This window comes from Pseudomonas sp. NyZ480 (assembly GCF_029537255.1).
Taxonomy (GTDB): domain Bacteria; phylum Pseudomonadota; class Gammaproteobacteria; order Pseudomonadales; family Pseudomonadaceae; genus Aquipseudomonas; species Aquipseudomonas taiwanensis.
Map to the genome: position 1 here is coordinate 1,888,329 of NZ_CP120626.1, position 15,975 is coordinate 1,904,303.

Annotated in this window: 13 protein-coding genes and 1 tRNA gene; 10 read left to right on the forward strand and 4 right to left on the reverse strand. The window is 62.7% G+C overall.

All coding sequences use genetic code 11. The annotated features are described in order from the left end of the window. Positions 1–111: 111 nt before the first annotated feature. The gene (locus P3R38_RS08545; RefSeq protein WP_023379703.1) at positions 112–2,001 is read left to right on the forward strand and encodes a propionyl-CoA synthetase; all 1,890 of its coding nucleotides are present in this window, start codon (positions 112–114) and stop codon (positions 1,999–2,001) included. A gap of 177 nt (positions 2,002–2,178) precedes the next feature. Here the strand turns inward: P3R38_RS08545 and zapE are convergent, their stop codons facing one another. Continuing rightward, a complete protein-coding gene (zapE, locus tag P3R38_RS08550; protein ID WP_277686993.1) occupies positions 2,179–3,258 on the reverse strand; it encodes a cell division protein ZapE in 1,080 nt (359 codons plus the stop codon). 182 nt (positions 3,259–3,440) lie between these two features. On the opposite strand from zapE, the gene P3R38_RS08555 reads away from it, so the two are divergent. Further along, on the forward strand, positions 3,441–3,866 hold the full coding sequence (locus P3R38_RS08555) for a DUF1810 domain-containing protein (protein WP_023379705.1): 426 nt from the start codon (positions 3,441–3,443) through the stop codon (positions 3,864–3,866). A gap of 180 nt (positions 3,867–4,046) precedes the next feature. Next, positions 4,047–4,121: transfer RNA gene (locus tag P3R38_RS08560), tRNA-Gln, on the forward strand. Positions 4,122–4,194: 73 nt separating this feature from the next. Here P3R38_RS08560 and P3R38_RS08565 read toward each other — a convergent pair. From P3R38_RS08565 to P3R38_RS08575, 3 genes are read right to left on the reverse strand one after another with little or no spacing between them, the layout of a single operon-like run. Then, positions 4,195–6,582 (reverse strand): hybrid sensor histidine kinase/response regulator, encoded by a 2,388-nt coding sequence (locus P3R38_RS08565; protein ID WP_104881967.1) that lies wholly within the window; start codon positions 6,580–6,582, stop codon positions 4,195–4,197. A 13-nt stretch (positions 6,583–6,595) separates the two neighbouring features. Next, complete coding sequence (locus P3R38_RS08570; protein WP_023379707.1) at positions 6,596–7,057, reverse strand: response regulator; 462 nt, start codon at positions 7,055–7,057, stop codon at positions 6,596–6,598. 13 nt (positions 7,058–7,070) lie between these two features. Continuing rightward, positions 7,071–9,317, reverse strand: a complete 2,247-nt coding sequence (locus P3R38_RS08575; protein WP_277686994.1) for an ATP-binding protein — start codon at positions 9,315–9,317, stop codon at positions 7,071–7,073. Between the two features lie 279 nt (positions 9,318–9,596). Between P3R38_RS08575 and P3R38_RS08580 the strand changes: the two genes are divergently transcribed. The 7 genes from P3R38_RS08580 (at position 9,597) to P3R38_RS08610 (ending at position 15,938) form a co-directional block, all read left to right on the forward strand. Continuing rightward, entirely contained in the window at positions 9,597–10,124 is a 528-nt protein-coding gene (locus tag P3R38_RS08580) for a spore coat U domain-containing protein (RefSeq protein ID WP_027907733.1), read from the forward strand. 28 nt (positions 10,125–10,152) lie between these two features. Beyond that, the gene (locus P3R38_RS08585; protein WP_023379710.1) at positions 10,153–10,689 is read left to right on the forward strand and encodes a spore coat U domain-containing protein; all 537 of its coding nucleotides are present in this window, start codon (positions 10,153–10,155) and stop codon (positions 10,687–10,689) included. An 18-nt stretch (positions 10,690–10,707) separates the two neighbouring features. After that, positions 10,708–11,238, forward strand: a complete 531-nt coding sequence (locus tag P3R38_RS08590; protein ID WP_023379711.1) for a spore coat protein U domain-containing protein — start codon at positions 10,708–10,710, stop codon at positions 11,236–11,238. 3 nt (positions 11,239–11,241) lie between these two features. Further along, a complete protein-coding gene (locus P3R38_RS08595) occupies positions 11,242–11,745 on the forward strand; it encodes a spore coat U domain-containing protein (RefSeq protein WP_277686995.1) in 504 nt (167 codons plus the stop codon). Positions 11,746–11,784: 39 nt separating this feature from the next. Beyond that, positions 11,785–12,561, forward strand: a complete 777-nt coding sequence (locus P3R38_RS08600) for a molecular chaperone (RefSeq protein WP_023379713.1) — start codon at positions 11,785–11,787, stop codon at positions 12,559–12,561. A 108-nt stretch (positions 12,562–12,669) separates the two neighbouring features. After that, positions 12,670–14,967, forward strand: coding sequence for a fimbria/pilus outer membrane usher protein (locus tag P3R38_RS08605; protein ID WP_277687203.1), 2,298 nt, complete (start codon positions 12,670–12,672; stop codon positions 14,965–14,967). Beyond that, positions 14,964–15,938, forward strand: a complete 975-nt coding sequence (locus P3R38_RS08610; RefSeq protein ID WP_023379715.1) for a spore coat U domain-containing protein — start codon at positions 14,964–14,966, stop codon at positions 15,936–15,938. Before P3R38_RS08605 ends, P3R38_RS08610 begins: the two co-directional genes overlap by 4 nt. Positions 15,939–15,975: the final 37 nt, after the last annotated feature.

A 15,975-nucleotide genomic window follows, 5' to 3' on the forward strand; every position in this document is an offset into this window, starting at 1 on the left:
GTCTGCAAATTTGCAGGTCGGTTGTGACTTTAGTCCCATGGCGGCCCCGGCGCGCGGGTCCATACTCAGTATCCGCCCTTCAATAACAACAAGTACCGGGTTTCCTTCGCCATGACTTACCAGCACAGCTACACCCACTCCATTTCCGACCCTGCTGCTTTTTGGTCCGAACAGGCCGAACGGCTGGCCTGGCACCGCAAGCCTTCCCTAACCCTGCAACAGAACCCTGATGGCACCCATCGCTGGTTCGCCGACGGTCGCCTGAACAGTTGCTACCTGGCCCTGGACCATCAGATCGAGCAGGGCCGGGGCGAGCAATTGGCGCTGATATACGATTCGCCGGTCACCGGCGTGAAGCAAAGCTTCACCTACAACCAGTTGCGCGATGAGGTGGCACGCCTGGCCGGACTGCTGCGTGAGCTGGGCGTGGGCAAGGGTGACGGCGTGATCATCTACATGCCCATGGTGCCGCAGGCGGCCATGGCCATGCTCGCCTGTGCGCGTATCGGCGCGGTGCACTCGGTGGTGTTCGGTGGCTTTGCCGCCAATGAACTGGCCTTGCGTATCGACGATGCCCGGCCAACGTTACTGCTCACGGCCTCGTGCGGATTGGAGTTCGATCGGGTGATCGAGTACAAGCCGTTGGTCGATCGTGCCTTGCAACTGGCCAGGCACCAGCCCAGGCAGGTGTTGGTGCTGCAACGTCCGCAAGCGCGTGCCGAGCTTCAGGCAGGGCGCGATCTTGACTGGAACCAGGCCCTTGTCGACGCCAAGCCGGTGCCCCCGGTGGAGCTGGAAGCCGGCGACCCGCTTTACATCATGTACACCTCCGGAACCACTGGAAAACCCAAGGGCATCGTGCGCGAGAACGGTGGCAATGCGGTCGCCTTGTGCTACGCCATGCGCCATATCTATGGCATGCAGGCTGGCGATGTGTGGTGGGGCATCTCCGACGTGGGTTGGGTGGTGGGCCATTCGCTGATCGTCTACGGCCCGCTGATGAATGGCTGCACCACGGTGTTCTATGAAGGCAAGCCGATTCGCACGCCGGATGCTTCGGCCTACTGGCGCGTGGTCGAGGCGTACAAGGTCAACGCCTTGTTCTGTGCGCCGACGGCGATGCGTGCGATCCGCAAGGAGGATCCGGACGGAGAACTGATCCGTCGTCATGACCTGAGTTCGCTGCGCCACCTGTTCCTGGCGGGTGAGAAGCTCGACTCCAGTACCCACGAGTGGCTGGAACGGGTCAGCGGAAAACCAGTGCACGATCACTGGTGGCAGACCGAAACCGGCTGGCCGGTGACCGCCCCCTGCGTGGGCCTGGAAGGCAGCGCGGCGCGGCCTGGATCCAGCAACCGAGCGGTACCCGGCTACAACGTCCGCGTGCTGGATGACGAAGGGCGCCTGCTTGGGCCGAATCATCAGGGCTCGATCGTCATCGCATTGCCGCTGCCGCCGGGTTGCAGCCAGACGCTATGGGGTGATCACGAACGTTACCTGCAGGCTTACCTACGGACTTATCCGGGGTATTACCACACCGGTGATGGCGGCTATCTGGACGATGACGGCTTCGTCTACATCATGGGGCGCACCGATGATGTGATCAATGTCTCCGGGCATCGCCTGTCCACTGGCGAGATGGAGGACCTGGTGGCACGACATCCCGCAGTGGCCGAATGCGCGGTGATCGGCGTGCATGACGAGATCAAGGGCCAGGTGCCGTTGGCGCTGGTGGTGCTCAAGGACGGGGAGGGCATTGCCGAGTCGCAGCTGCTGGTCGAGCTGGTCGGCAGTGTGCGTGAAGAGATTGGCGCGCTGGCGTGCTTCAACCGGGTACGCCTGGTCAAGCGCTTGCCCAAGACGCGTTCAGGGAAAATCCTGCGGGCGGTGCTGCGCAAGATCGCCGATGGCCAGGACTATGTGCCGCCGTCGACCCTGGATGACCCAGCGGTGCTGGGGGAGATCGAAGCAGTGCTGGCCGACTTGCCACGGGCTGGTTAGATGCTATCGTGCCGCAGAGCCCTGGCTTCGGTGTCACGATGGCTGGGGCTCTGCGCAGCTCTTTCGCGACGCGGGGCCGCGTCCACATGGACCGGGTGCCGGGTCGGCCTTGGGTGACCGGTGCACTAGCAGCAGCTGGCTTGCACGCGGTAGGGTCAGCGAGCGCAACACAAGAAGCTAGTCGCGATCCGGTCCGATTTGATGCAACTGCCCCAGGCGGCTACGCGTGCGCATCAGGTCGGCGAGCGTGCCACCGAGGCTGTCGGCCAGTGGTCGCTGGCCGATGACCGTCAGTTGCTTGTCCTGGTCATACAGCACATCCACCAGGTTGGCGAAGCGTTGCTGCGCGGCCAATGAACACTCCGACAAATCATCCAGCCGGTCGATGATCCATTCATCGTACTGTTGCGTCAGCACCAGGTAGTCGATGACCGCTGTGGCGTGCTCGCACAAGTCCTCGAACGCGAACATCACTTGTCGGCCTGCTGTGGCTAACGCGCGCAGGGGGCGTTTGTTGACCTCCAGCATGATCGGCTGCAGCGCTGGCACGTTCAGCAGCCGGCGTTGTGCAGCATCGCCAGGCCATACAAAACTGCCGTAGGTGAAACGCTGGTGCTCGCGGTTGGCCGGCAGGCTACGAAAATCGGTATCGCCACTGACTTCCAGCACCTGCATTCGGCTGTTGATCAGGCGGATCACCGGCAGGAAACGTTCATGGTACAGCGGGTTGGGCAGCAGGCCCTCCGGCGCATAGTTGGAGGTTACCAGCAGGAAAATTTCGCGCTCGAACAAGGCGCTGAACAAGCGGGTGAGCAGCATGGCGTCGCCGATGTCGTGCACATGGAACTCGTCGAAGCACAGTACCCGGCAATCGCCCAGGAGCTCGTCCAGCGTCGCGCCCAGGGCGTCATCCAGGGCCCTGTGGCGATGCATGCCTTGGTGCAAGCGGGCGAAGAAATCGTGGAAATGCAGGCGCCGCTTGGCCTGCACCGGCACGGCCTGGAAGAAACCGTCGAGCAGCCAGCTTTTGCCACGGCCCACCGAACCATGCAGGTACAGGCTGCGAGGCTGGCCTTGCGCCAGTCGGGCCAGTTGCTCGGACATGCACTGGATGACCCTGCGTTGCCCCTCGCTGAGCTGGTAGCCACGGGCACTGGCCTTGTCTTCGAACCAGGCAAGCAACTCGCTGTCATTGGACATACCGGCGCGCAGGCGCTGGCCGAGCTGACGCAAAGGGGACGGAATCCAGGCGGGCAAGACGAAGCCTCCTTGGGCTATGGCAGGGCGGGGTGCAGTCTGCGGGAAGCCGTCTATTTTGACTAATAAAGAAACTTGGAGGCAATCATCGTTGCAGGCGATGTATCGGATTGAGCTGAGGGGGATCGCTGAGCGCTCAGGGTTGCGGTGCAGCCCCCATCAATTGCAAGCGAGGTGCCCGGATGAGCGATGACTTTCAGTTGTCCCGCTTCGTGGACGCGCAGGAGCAGGTGTTCCCGCGTGTGCTGAGCGAGCTTGTGGCTGGACACAAGACCAGCCACTGGATGTGGTTCATCTTTCCGCAGCTCGATGGCCTCGGGCACAGCGCCATGGCCGAGCGCTACGCGATTTCCGGTTTGGCCGAAGCGCGGGCGTACCTGAACCATCCGCTGCTGGGCGCCCGCTTGCTGCAATGCATCGATGCGTTGCTGCCCCACACCGATAAGACAGCTCGCCAGATCCTTGGTCGGCCTGACGATCTGAAGCTTCGTTCCTGCCTCACGCTGTTCGCCCAGGTCGACCCGCATGACAGCGTGATCGACCAGGCGCTTTTGCAGTTTTATGCCGGGGAAGCCGATCCAGCTACCCTCGACTTGCTTGTGCGGTAGCTGGCGTTCGAATACCGAAAAACACTAACTCGCTGTTTTACTGCAATTTTTTTTGCACTAGGGGCTTCCCAGGTACGAATAATGTTGTTAAAGTGCCGCGCATTCCAAGACAACAACCCAGTTGTCACTCACTTGGAATTGTCAAAGTAACATCAAGTTAATGATCGTTACTTCCGATACAGGGGCGTCGCCAAGCGGTAAGGCAGCAGGTTTTGATCCTGCCATGCGTTGGTTCGAATCCAGCCGCCCCTGCCATTTTCCCGTAGAACATTCAAAGCTCAGTGCGGAGTCGATCGGCGCTGGGTAAAGTCGTTTCTGCGCATCATGCCTATCCTGGCATGCCGAGCAATTCCTTCAATATCCGCGCCAATTCCTCGGCCTGCACCGGTTTCTGGATCACCAGGCTGCCCGGCAACTCCAGGCCTTGCAGTTCGGCATAGCCGGTCAGGAACACCACCGGCAGGCGCGGGAAGCGCTCACGCACGGCCACGGCCAGCTGGGCACCATTGAATTCAGGCATGGCGAAGTCAGTCAGCAGCAGGTCGATGCCTTCGTCCAGTTGTGCCAGTGCCTGCTCGCCGTTGTGCGCTTGGCGCACCTGATAGCCGTACTGGCGCAACACATCGCCGATCATGTCGCGTACCAGATGGTCATCATCCACCAGCAGCACGGTTCGGTCCCGGCCGCTCTCGCTGACCGATGGTGCGATGCTGGCCACGATCGGCCTTGCCTCGACTTCTTGCTTGACCGCCGGCAGGTAGACCGCGACCTGGGTGCCGCGCCCTGGCTCGGTGTCGATGCGCACGCCACCGCCGGATTGCTTGGCGAAACCGAACACCTGAGCCAGACCCAGACCAGAACCCTTGCCGATGTCCTTGGTGGTGAAGAAGGGTTCGAAGACCTTGGCCAGCACCTCTTCACTCATGCCGCAACCGGTGTCGCGGATACTCAGCATCACGTATTCGCCAGGCTCTGGGTCTTCCGGACGTTGGGGACGTGCCTTGATCCGGGTGTTGCGGGTCGAGAGCGTCAACTGGCCGCCGTCGGTCATGGCATCGCGGGCATTGATCGCCAGGTTGAGGATGATCATCTCGGTCTGGGTCGGGTCGGTCAGCGCCTGCCAGAGGTTGGTGTCCAGGTCCAGGCGCACCGCGACATTGCCGCCCAGGGTGCGGCGCAGCAGTTCCTCCAGCCCGGCCAGTGTCTGGTTGAGGTTCAATGGGACAGGTTCCAGACGTTGACGGCGAGAAAATGCCAGCAACTGCGAAGTCAGCTTGGCGCCACGCTCCCCGGCTTCACGGATGTGGGTCAGGCGAGACCTGGCTTTATCCATGTCGGCCTTGGCCAGGTCGCGCTCGAGGAAGGAGGCGCCGGTGAGAATCACCGTCAGCAGGTTGTTGAAGTCATGGGCGACCCCGGCGGTGAGCTGGCCGACCGCCTCCAGCCGCTGCATCTGCTGCAGTGCGGCCTCGATGCGCTCACGCTCGGTGATCTGTTCGCGCAAGCGGGTGTTGGCTTCTGCCAGACCCAGCGCGGACTCACGTTCGCTGGTGATGTCACGGGCTACCACATACAGCAGGGTGTCTTCAGGCACCACCACCCAGGACAACCAGCGCTGCTGTCCGCCAGCATGCTGGATGCGGCTGACGAAGCGGGCACTGGTGCGACCATGGGCCAGGGCCGCCAGCTCGGTGAGCAGGGTTTCCTGGTCGGCCTCGGGAAGCAGATGCAACAGCGAAACCTGGCTCAGACGCTCGCGGGAAAACCCCAGGCTGGCCTCCCATGCTGGGTTCAGCGCGACGGGGGTGAGGTCCTTGTTGAGCACTGCCAACAGGTCCTGGGACAGCTCCCAGGCGCGGTCGCGCTCGCGAGTGCGGCGTTCCACCCGCTCGCCGAGCATCTCATTGAGTTGCTTGAGCGCCTGGGTGGCCATGCGCTGGGTGTGGATGTCCTGCAGCACACCAGAAAAGCGTACACACCGGCCATCGACCCATTGGCTCTGGCCGCTACTAAGCAACCAGCGGGGCTCCATGCCGTTGCGCAGGGCGATTCGGAATTCGACCCTGTAATGCCCGTCGCTGTCCGTGCAAAGGGCCTGGTTGACGGCGTCCCGGACCATTTGCAGGTCGTCGGGGTAGATGCCGGCGTAGAACACCTCAAGGTTCATCTCGGTGTCGGTGGGCAGACCGAACAGGGTCTTGCAACGGTCATCCCACAGCAGCACGTCTTCCTGGGGTCGATAATCCCAAGTGCCCATGCCTGCCGCGTTGATGGCGATGCGGGCCCGTGCCTCGACATCGGCCAGCGCTTCTTCGGCGCGACGCCGACGCTGGCGCTCCTGCACTTCGGTCATGGCCCGGCGAACCGCCTTGGGCAGCAGTGGCAGGTTCTTCTTCAGCACGTAGTCGGTGGCACCCAGGCGGATCATTTCCACCGCATGCTCTTCACCGTAGATGCCAGACAAGAAAATGAACGGCACATCCGGCGCCAGGCGCTGGGCGATGGCCAGCACTTCGGTGCCCGATGAGCCGGGTAGCACGCAATCGCAGAGAATCAGGTCGTAGTCGTTTTCGCGCAGGGCATGTTCAGCCTCGGTATGGTTGAAGACCAATTGCGATTGCACCTGTAGCCCACTGCGTTCAAGGCGCACCAAGGTCAGCTCGGCATCCATCGAGCTGTCTTCGACCATCAGCAGTTTCAGCGGAGTCGGCAGCATGGTTGCGCTCGCCTCAATTGTTGCCACGGCGGTTCAGTCTCAGTGATCCGGGAGGTGGCTCGTTGAGCACGGCCCAGAACACGCCAAGGTCGGAGATCGCGGCAACGAACTCCTTGAACTCCACCGGTTTTACCACGTAGGCGTTGACTCCGAGTTCGTAGGCACGCAACAGGTCGGGCTCTTCCCGCGAGGAGGTCAGCATCACCGTGGGAATGCTGCGCAGCTCCGCGGTGGCGCGAACTTCCTTGAGCACTTCCAGGCCGTCGACCTTCGGCAGCTTCAGGTCCAGCAACAAGACGGCCGGGTTGCCATCGTCGCGCCCGGCATAGGCATTACGGCGCAGCAGGTAGTCAAGGGCATCGGCGCCATCGCGCAGGACAATGACTTCGTTGGCCAACTGGCTGCGCTCGAGGGCCAGAAGTGTCAGCTCCAGGTCACGGGGGTTGTCTTCGACCAGCAGGATAGGCTTGAGCATGGTTTCAGGTGCCTCAATAAATCGAGGGGTCACGTGGAAGGGTGAAATGGAATGCAGCGCCGTGGTCGATCTGGCCTTCGGCCCACACCCGGCCATCGTGGCGCTCGATGATGCGTCGCACACTCGCCAGGCCGATGCCGGTACCTTCGAAGTCTTCCATGCGGTGCAGGCGCTGGAACACGCCGAACAGTTTGTTGGCATAGGCCATATCGAATCCTACGCCATTATCACGAATGCAGATCTCGATTTCTGTCGGGTGTTGCACAGCACTGATCTGGATTCGGGCCGGCGCTCGCCCGCGGGTATACTTGATGGCGTTGGCGATCAGGTTCTGCAAGGCCATGTTGATGAAGGCGGGGTCGGCGTGCACCTTTGGCAAATCGGCGATGTCCCAGACGATTTCCCGGTCTTTGTAGTCCGGCGCGAGATCGCTACGAATGGCGGTGATCAGGGCGTTGAGGTCAACGTCCGACAGGCGCAAGGCAGAGCGGCCCATCTGCGAGAAGTTCAGCAAGTTGTCCACCAGGCTGCCAGCGAACTGCGCTGCCTCGCCGATGTGCTGCAAGAACCGCCTGCCACGTGGGCTGAGGACTTCACCTTCGATTTCCCCAAGCAGTTCGCTGTACCCGGCAATGTGGCGCAGCGGCGCCCTCAGATCGTGGGACACACTATAGGAAAAGGCCTCCAGTTCCTTGTTGGAGCGACGCAGTTCGTTCGCCAGTTGTGCCAGCTCTTCAGCCTTGCGCAGGACGATGCCCAGCACCGCGGTGCGCAGCTCGACGACGCCTTCGATGAGCAGTGGGTCCCACGGTTCGCTGTAGCCACGCACCTCTTCCTGCCAGCGTTCGAAGCTGTGCCGCGGGTCGAGATTGCCCTGCGGGCCGATATGTTTTTCAGGGCGCCCGGCCCATTGCACGGTGCGAACCTGCTCGGTCCGGAACCACAGCAGGTAATGCGAATGGATCTGCGAAATCGCCACGGCCAGCACACCTGCGACGTGACGGGTGAGCTCGGGAAGTTCGTCGATGTCGCGGCCCACGTTGTCGCTATGGAATACCACTTCGTCATCCCGGGACAGCCAGTGCACCAGTGCAGTCACCTGCGCGACTGGTGGTGTCTGGCCGATGAGCTCGCAGCGTTCGGCGGAGATGACCGCAGCCCCGGTTGCACCGGCAAAGTCCAGCAGTACCTGCGGCAGTTGGTGCAGGCCCTCGCTGACACTGTCATGGTCGGCCATCGACGAAATCATCTGCACGATATGCTGGCGCAGGTCGAGCAGCATGCGGGTACGGGCATGGGATTCGCGTGACTCGATCTGCAGCGACAGCACGCTGGCCAGCAGTTCGCAGGCGGTGCGGGTGCGCAAATCCACGGGACGCGGCTGCGCATGGTGGCACGAAATCAGGCCCCACAGCTGATCATCGACCACGATCGACAGCGACATCGACGCCAGGGTGCCCATGTTGCGCATGTACTGCAGGTGCACCGGCGAAACGCTACGCAGGGTGGCGAAACTCATGTCCAACGCCTTGCCCGTGCGCGGGTTGGCGGCGGGAACCAGGTTTGCCGGCTGATAATGGGCGTCCTCGATCACCCGAATCCGGTTGACCCGGTACAACTCGCGGGCCTGGCGCGGAATGTCCGAGGCCGGGAAGCATAGGCCCAGGTAACTCGGATAACCGTCATCCGCCACTTCGGCCAGTACCTCGCCATTACCCTCGCCATCGAAGCGGTAGGCCTTGACCCGACCGAAGCCGGTGATGCGCTTGATCTGCTCCACCGACTGTTGCAGCAATGCCTGGAGGCTGCCGGCTTTGTGCAGGCTACCCACGAAACCCCGAACCAGCGGATAGTAGTCACCATGGGCTTCGAGGCCCTGCGGCGTGCGCAAAGGCTCGAACTCGGTAATCAGCACCTGGTCGTGACGATGGACCAACAAGCGCAGGACGTCGCCGTAGGGTGAACCAGGGCGCAGGCGCACATCGCCTATGTGAAACGGGAACACTTCCTGCGCAGGCAGCCGCGCAAGGTGCCCGCGCAGGTCGAAGGATCCGCTCATCAGGTCGGCGAACAGGCTGCCCAGCAGCTCCCTGGCCGGCACGCCCAACCAGCGTTCGGTATTGTCGCTGGCCTGAAGGACGCGCAGATCATGCTCGTCCAGCACCAGCAAAAACCCATGGGGCTGAATGCTGCCTGGGACCTGGATCGGCTCCTGGGCGCACCGCTCGAGGGCTTCGGCAAGCGCTTTGTCTAAAGTCATCGATGAAAACTCCTGTCCTTCTGCGCCCATGCATCGTGCATGCGTCTGATACAGGCTGTTGAATGGTGGTTAACGTAACAGAATGTAGGCCGCTTTACCGGCCCAATAGCTATTTGAGGCATGGGAAGCGTCGCGGGTTCGGTGTATGGGTAAATTTTCTTACTCATTTGGCACCACGTCGCGCGTCAGAGTTAATACAAAAGAGTGGCTCCAGGCCATCACGGGAACTGCATTCCGCTGCTACGCTGAAATCCAGCACATAAATACAAGGATAAAAGAGTGACGGAACGCCTTCTGGCCGCGCTGTTGGGCCTGCTGTTGAGCGGCAATGCCGTGGCGACTGACTTCCTTGTGGAAGTGCGGGTTCAGGTAGAGCGCGGTTGCATGCTGGTCAACCAGCAACGCGACGCCGGCGCGCAGGCCTTGGGACGAATCGATCTGGGGGCCGCCGCACGCCTGGACGGCCCAGGCACACCGTTGAGCGGCGTGCTGATCAGCCGGCGCCCCCCGCGCCTGGAATGCAATCCTGATACGCCGTATCAGGTGCGGGTCGATGGTGGCCAGCATGGCGGAGTCGGCGAGCTACGCTACCTGGCGAGCAACGACGGCAAGTCCCGTCCGATTCCTTATCGTCTATACCGGGATGCCGCTTGGCGCGAGCCGGTAGCGGCGGGTGTGCCGCACTCGGCACGGGTGCCTGACAGCGGCTCGGTGGCGCTTCCGCTCTACGCCCGTATCGACAGCCTGGCCTGGGTCCCGCGAGCGGGGCTTTACGCTGACATGCTCAAAGTCACAGTGACTTGGTAGGAAGCCCCATGACCAGGGACGCGACGCCATGAACCGAACCTCGATCTTGTTGCTTAGCCTTGGTCCACTGCTGTTGCCCAGTGGCATAGCCCATGGCACCACCACCGGGTTCATCCAGGCGCGCCTGGTCATCAGCACGGCCTGTCAGATCAGCAACGGTACCGATCAGCCCGCTACCCTGGCCAATCCGGGGGTGATGGATTTCGGCGCGCGCGGGCCGAGCTGGGACCAGCCGTTACGCGGGCGGGTGGACGAAGTGGGCGGTGAGGGCAGCCTGAGGATCAGCTGCACGCCTGAAGTCAGGGCATTCAACGTGCGAATCAATGGTGGCCTCAACGGTAGCGATGGTGTGCGTCGGCTCAGCAACGGCCGCGAAACCATCCCTTACCAACTGGCCTTGGACCCGGGTGGCAATAGCCACTACGGCATTGGCCAGGCACGCGCGTTCACCATCAGCAGCGCCCAGCAGATCCCGATTCCCATCTACGGCGTGGTGGTAGCGCAATCGCGCGCGCTGCCGGCCGGGCTGTATCGCGACACCCTGAGAGTGACTCTGGACTGGTAATCACGCAAGGAGACTCCGATGCGCACGACAATCACCCGTTGTATCCTCGCCGGCCTCGGATTGGCGCTGGCGTACCAGGCTCAGGCCGCCACGGTGACTGGCACCATCAGTGCGACGCTCACGCTGACTGCCGCGTGCCAGGTCAACGGCACTTCAGGCGACTCGGGGTTGAACTTCGGCTCCCTCAACTTCGGCAGCCAGGAAGCCCTGTTCACCAGCGCCAACGCGCAGGTGCTCGGTGGCGCCTCCGCGATGAGCATCCTCTGTTCGGCAGGCACCGTGCCGGTGATCAAGGTGCGCACGGGCACTCATGATGGCCAGTCCAGTGGTGGGACGCGAGCCTTGTCCGATGGCAATGGCAATTTCGTGCCTTACGACTTCTATACCGATGCCGGGCGCACCACGCTGCTGCCCATCGACGGCACCATAACCTTACCGACCAGCACAGGCGTGGCCCAGTCCGTCAACCTGTACGGTCAGGCACGGGGCAAGGCTGGCCTGCCGGCGGGGGTATATACCGACACCGTGGCGGTCGAGCTGTCGTTCTGAGTCATGCGTCCATGGACGAACATCTGCCTCGCGGGGGCGGGGGCGCTGCTGGCCGCGCCTTTGGATGCGGCGACCAGCAGCACATTCCAGGTTTCCGCACAAATCGTTGCTGGCTGCCTGGTGATCGGCGGCGCGACCAACTATGGCCTGCTGGATTTCGGTACCCAGTCGGCGTTGTCGACCAGCACCCTGAACACGTCCCTGGGCGGCACCACGGTGACGTTCCAGTGCACCCCGGGGGTGACCCTGAGCATGAGCCTGGACGGCGGCCAGAACTCCGCCAGTGGTACACGCAACCTCAAGCGCAGCGGTGGAAGCCAATTATTGGCGTATCAACTCTACAGCGATGCCGCCTACAGCCAGGTGCTGGGGATTGGGGCGAGCCTAAACGTCAGCTACGCCGACCCCACCGCGATCAAGTTACCGGTCTATGGCCGGACGCTGTTGAGCGGCACCTTGCCAGCCGGCACCTACACCGACGTGGTGCAGGTGACGGTGACCTGGTGATGCAGCCGGCAACCATGACAAGCAATCAAGGAGAGCAGTATGGCGTCAGGCGCGAAGTGTGCGCGAGGATTGATCGGGGGGTTGCTGCTGGTCTGTTTGCCGGCTGGGGCGGCCACCTCGGTGCTGATCTGGCCGATCGACCCGGTGCTGGAGGCGGGCCAGAAAGCCGGTGCGCTGTGGTTGGAAAACCGCGGGACGGCGCCGGCAAGCCTGCAGGTTCGAGTATTCGCCTGGCGCCAAGGCGATTACCAGGAGCAGTTCCAGGCCCAGCGCGACATCATCGGCAGCCCGCCCGTGGCCACCATCGCGCCGGGGCAGAAGCAACTCGTACGACTGACCCGCACCGGCAGTTCACCTGCCGGCCAGGAGCAGGCATACCGCATCATCATCGATGAAATCCCTTCGCCGCTGCCCACCGACAATGCCAGCCAAGGCACCACCGCGGCCATTCGCCTGCAGATGCGCTATTCGGTGCCGTTGTTCGTCTACGGCGAGGGTTTGTGGGGCAAGCCAGATCCCGAGGGCAAGCGCAGCGTCGACAGTGTCGGCAAGCCGCAACTGAGTTGGCGTGCGGTCACGATACAGGGCAAGCCCTATGTGGAGTTGCGCAACACTGGCCCTGTCCACGCACGCCTGACGGATGTGGTGGTACAGCAGGGCAGTCAGGCCAAGCCGCTGGCCGAAGGCTTGCTGGGCTATGTGTTGCCGGGTGCCAGCATGCGTTGGCCGGCACCACTGGCGCCGAACGCTGGCAGTGTGCTCAAAGGGCGGATCAATGGCCAGGAAGTGGCCGAGGCTATCCGTCAGGGCCAATGAATCTTCAGCTGATTGCTAGGCAGTGGCCAAGGGGGCCCCGGCAATGGTTGGAAACCGTGCGTGAAATGGCTGTCACTGATGGCGCGTCCATGGTGCCTGGGGGCTGCTGTGTTAAGCCCCAACCTCGGCGTGGCCGACGACCTGCCGCCGCCTCCCACGGAGATGGCTGCCGTCGCCGACGCCACGTTGTACCTCGATGTATGGGTGAACCAAGTGCCCAGGGTTGAACTGGTACCGGTCCAGCAGCGCAACGGACGTCTCTATCTGGAAAGCGACGTGCTTCGCAGTGCGGGTATCGACTTGCCGGGCAACCCCCAAGGGGAAGTGGAGCTGGATGCCGTGCAGAGCCTTCACGTCGATTACGACAGTCAGAACCAGCGCCTTATGCTGCAAGTGCCCCCCGCATGGCTGCCAGACCAGCAGGTCGGCGATCGCAACCTGTATCCACCCAGCGACGCCCGCAGCAGCTTCGGCGCATTGTTCAACTACGACCTCTACCTTAATGATACCGATGAGGGTGGTACCTACCTCGCTGCCTGGAATGAACTGCGCTTGTTCGATAGTTGGGGCTCGTTTGCCACCACCGGCCAGTGGCGTCAGTCGTTCCAGCGCATGCCAGGCGATGACAGCCGTCAGGGTTTCCTGCGCTATGACACCCTATGGCGCTACACCGACGAACAGCGCCTGCTGACCTACGATGCCGGTGACCTGGTCACCGGTGCTTTGCCCTGGACCGGATCGGTGCGCGTCGGCGGTGTGCAGGTGTCGCGCGACTTCGGCGCCCGGCCGGACCTGGTCACCTACCCACTGCCGGCATTTGCCGGTGAAGCAGCAGTGCCGACGTCGCTGGACCTCTTCATCAACGGCTACAAGAGCAGCACCACCGAGCTGCAACCGGGCCCCTACACCTTGACTAACGTGCCTTTCATCAACGGTGCGGGTGAGGCCGTGGTAGTCACCACCGACGCACTCGGCCGTCAGGTTTCCACCACCTTGCCGTTCTATGTCACCAGCACCTTGTTGCAGAAAGGCCTGTCGGATTTTTCGGTGGCGGCTGGCAGCTTGCGCCGTGACTATGGCGTGCGCGACTTCAGCTATGGCCCAGGCGTCGCCTCAGCCAGCCTGCGCCATGGCGTTTCCGACAGCTTCACCCTGGAAAGCCATGTCGAGATCGCCGAATCGCTGTTGCTCGGTGGCTTGGGCGGGAACATGCGGCTGGGTAACTTCGGCGTGCTCAATGCGGCCCTGGCCCAAAGCCAGTTCGAGGGGGAAAAAGGCCATCAGGTCGCGTTCGGCTATCAATTCAACAGCCAGCGGCTGGGCTTCAATTATCAGCGCTTGCAGCGTCACGGCGGCTATGCTGATCTGTCACGGGTCGATACCCCGGACATGCAGTTGAGTCAGCGCAGCGAGCAGGTCACCGCGAGTCTGAACCTGAATCGGTACGGTAGCCTCGGTGCCGGCTATTTCGATGTGCGCGCCGGCGATGGCACACGGACCCGCCTGCTCAACCTGAGTTGGAGCAAGCCGCTTTGGGGCAACAGCAGCCTGTATCTGTCGGCGAATCGCGAGATAGGCGACAGCCAGTGGGCAGTGCAGGCCCAGCTGGTGATCCCGTTCGACCTGCACGGAACCCTGGCCCTGAGTACCGAGCGCAGTCAGCAGGGCGAAGACCTGCAACGCGTGAACTATAGCCGCGCCGTGCCATTGGGCGGTGGAGTTGGCTACAACCTGGGGTACGCCACGGGCGGTGACCGCGACGCCTACCGCCAAGCCGATGTGACCTGGCGCCTGCAGTCGGTGCAGTTGCAGGTCGGGGCCTACGGCAGCAGTGGCGCGATGACCCGCTGGGCAGATGCCACCGGTTCCCTGGTGTGGATGGACGCCGGCCTGTTCGCCGCCAACCGCATCGACGATGCCTTCGTAGTGGTCAGCACCGGCGGTTATGCCGATATCCCCGTGCGCTACGAAAACCAGGAGGTGGGCCGTACCGACCGGAACGGCCACCTGCTGGTGCCCTATGGCAGCGGCTACTACCGCGGCAAGTACGAGATCGACCCCATGAACCTGCCGCCGGACATCCTGGCGGCAGAGGTGGAGCAGCGAGTAGCGGTGCGGCGAGGCAGCGGCTATTTGCTGGAATTTCAGCTCAAGCGGGTGATGGCGGCGAGCATCGAACTGGTCGATGTTGGCCAGCAGGCACTCAAGCTGGGCAGCCGTGTGACCCACCAGCAAAGCGGTGGACAGGCGGTGGTCGGCTGGGATGGCCTGGTGTACCTGGAGAATCTGTCGCCGCACAACCGCCTGCGCGTCGACCTGGAAGGGGGCGGGCAATGTCAGGTCGAATTCGATCTGCCTGAAGGGGAGGGCTCGATTCCACTGATCGGCCCACTGGTGTGCCGATGAAGGTGAGACTTGGCGGCTTGCTGTCGTGCGCACTGGTGTCGACCGGGCCTGCCTGGGCGGGATGCACATTGGTATCGACCGCGCCCGCTGCTTTCGGCACGGTCAACTCGACCCTGGTACGCACCGTCGTGCAGAGTGCCTCCACAACCAATGCCGGGCTTCAATGCACGGGCTCTTTGTTGGCGCTGCTGTCGACCACTGACCATTTCTATCTCACGATCACATCGTCGACGACCGGTCTGGTTGGGCCGACGGGGGATGTCATCCCCTATACGATCTATGGCGATAACACTACGTCCTATCCCATCAGCCGCGGCACACCAGCGTTCGACTTCGCACCCAAGGGCATCCTCGAAGCACTCGGGCTGCTTGGCAGCACTGCGCCCAAAACCGTGCCGCTGTACTTCAGGACCCAGATCGGCAGCAATGTGGCGGCAGGCTTGTACCAGGAAACCCTGACCCTTTCCTGGAACTGGGATTATTGCGTGGGGGTCGCCGTCGGCGGCCTGTGCCTGGCGGGGCGAGATTCCGGTAGTGGCAGCAGGTCGCTCAATGTGAGCCTGACCGTGAGCAACGACTGCCAGATCACCACACCCAACATCAGTTTCGCCAGCGCGCCGGTGGTGAGTGGGTTTGGCACGGTTAGCCAGAGCGTGAGCTTGTCCTGTACCAAGGGCAGCAGCTACACGGTAGGGTTGGACGACGGGCAGAACGTATCGGGCGGACGGCGCCGGATGAAATCCAGCGCCAACAATTACCTGGCGTACGACATCTTCAAAAGTGCCGGTGCGGTGCGCTGGGGGGCGTTGAGCAGCGCCCGGCGTTCGAGCAGCGATGCCGACATAAACCCGGGCAATGGGACTGGTACCGGGAGCCAGGTCTTCAACTACAACGCTAAGGTATACACCGACCAGGCCACACCGCCGGCGGCGACTTACATCGATAATGTGGTGCTGGACGTGCAGTTCTGACACCGCTGTTGCGGCCCCCACAGCCTCGTGGGAGCCG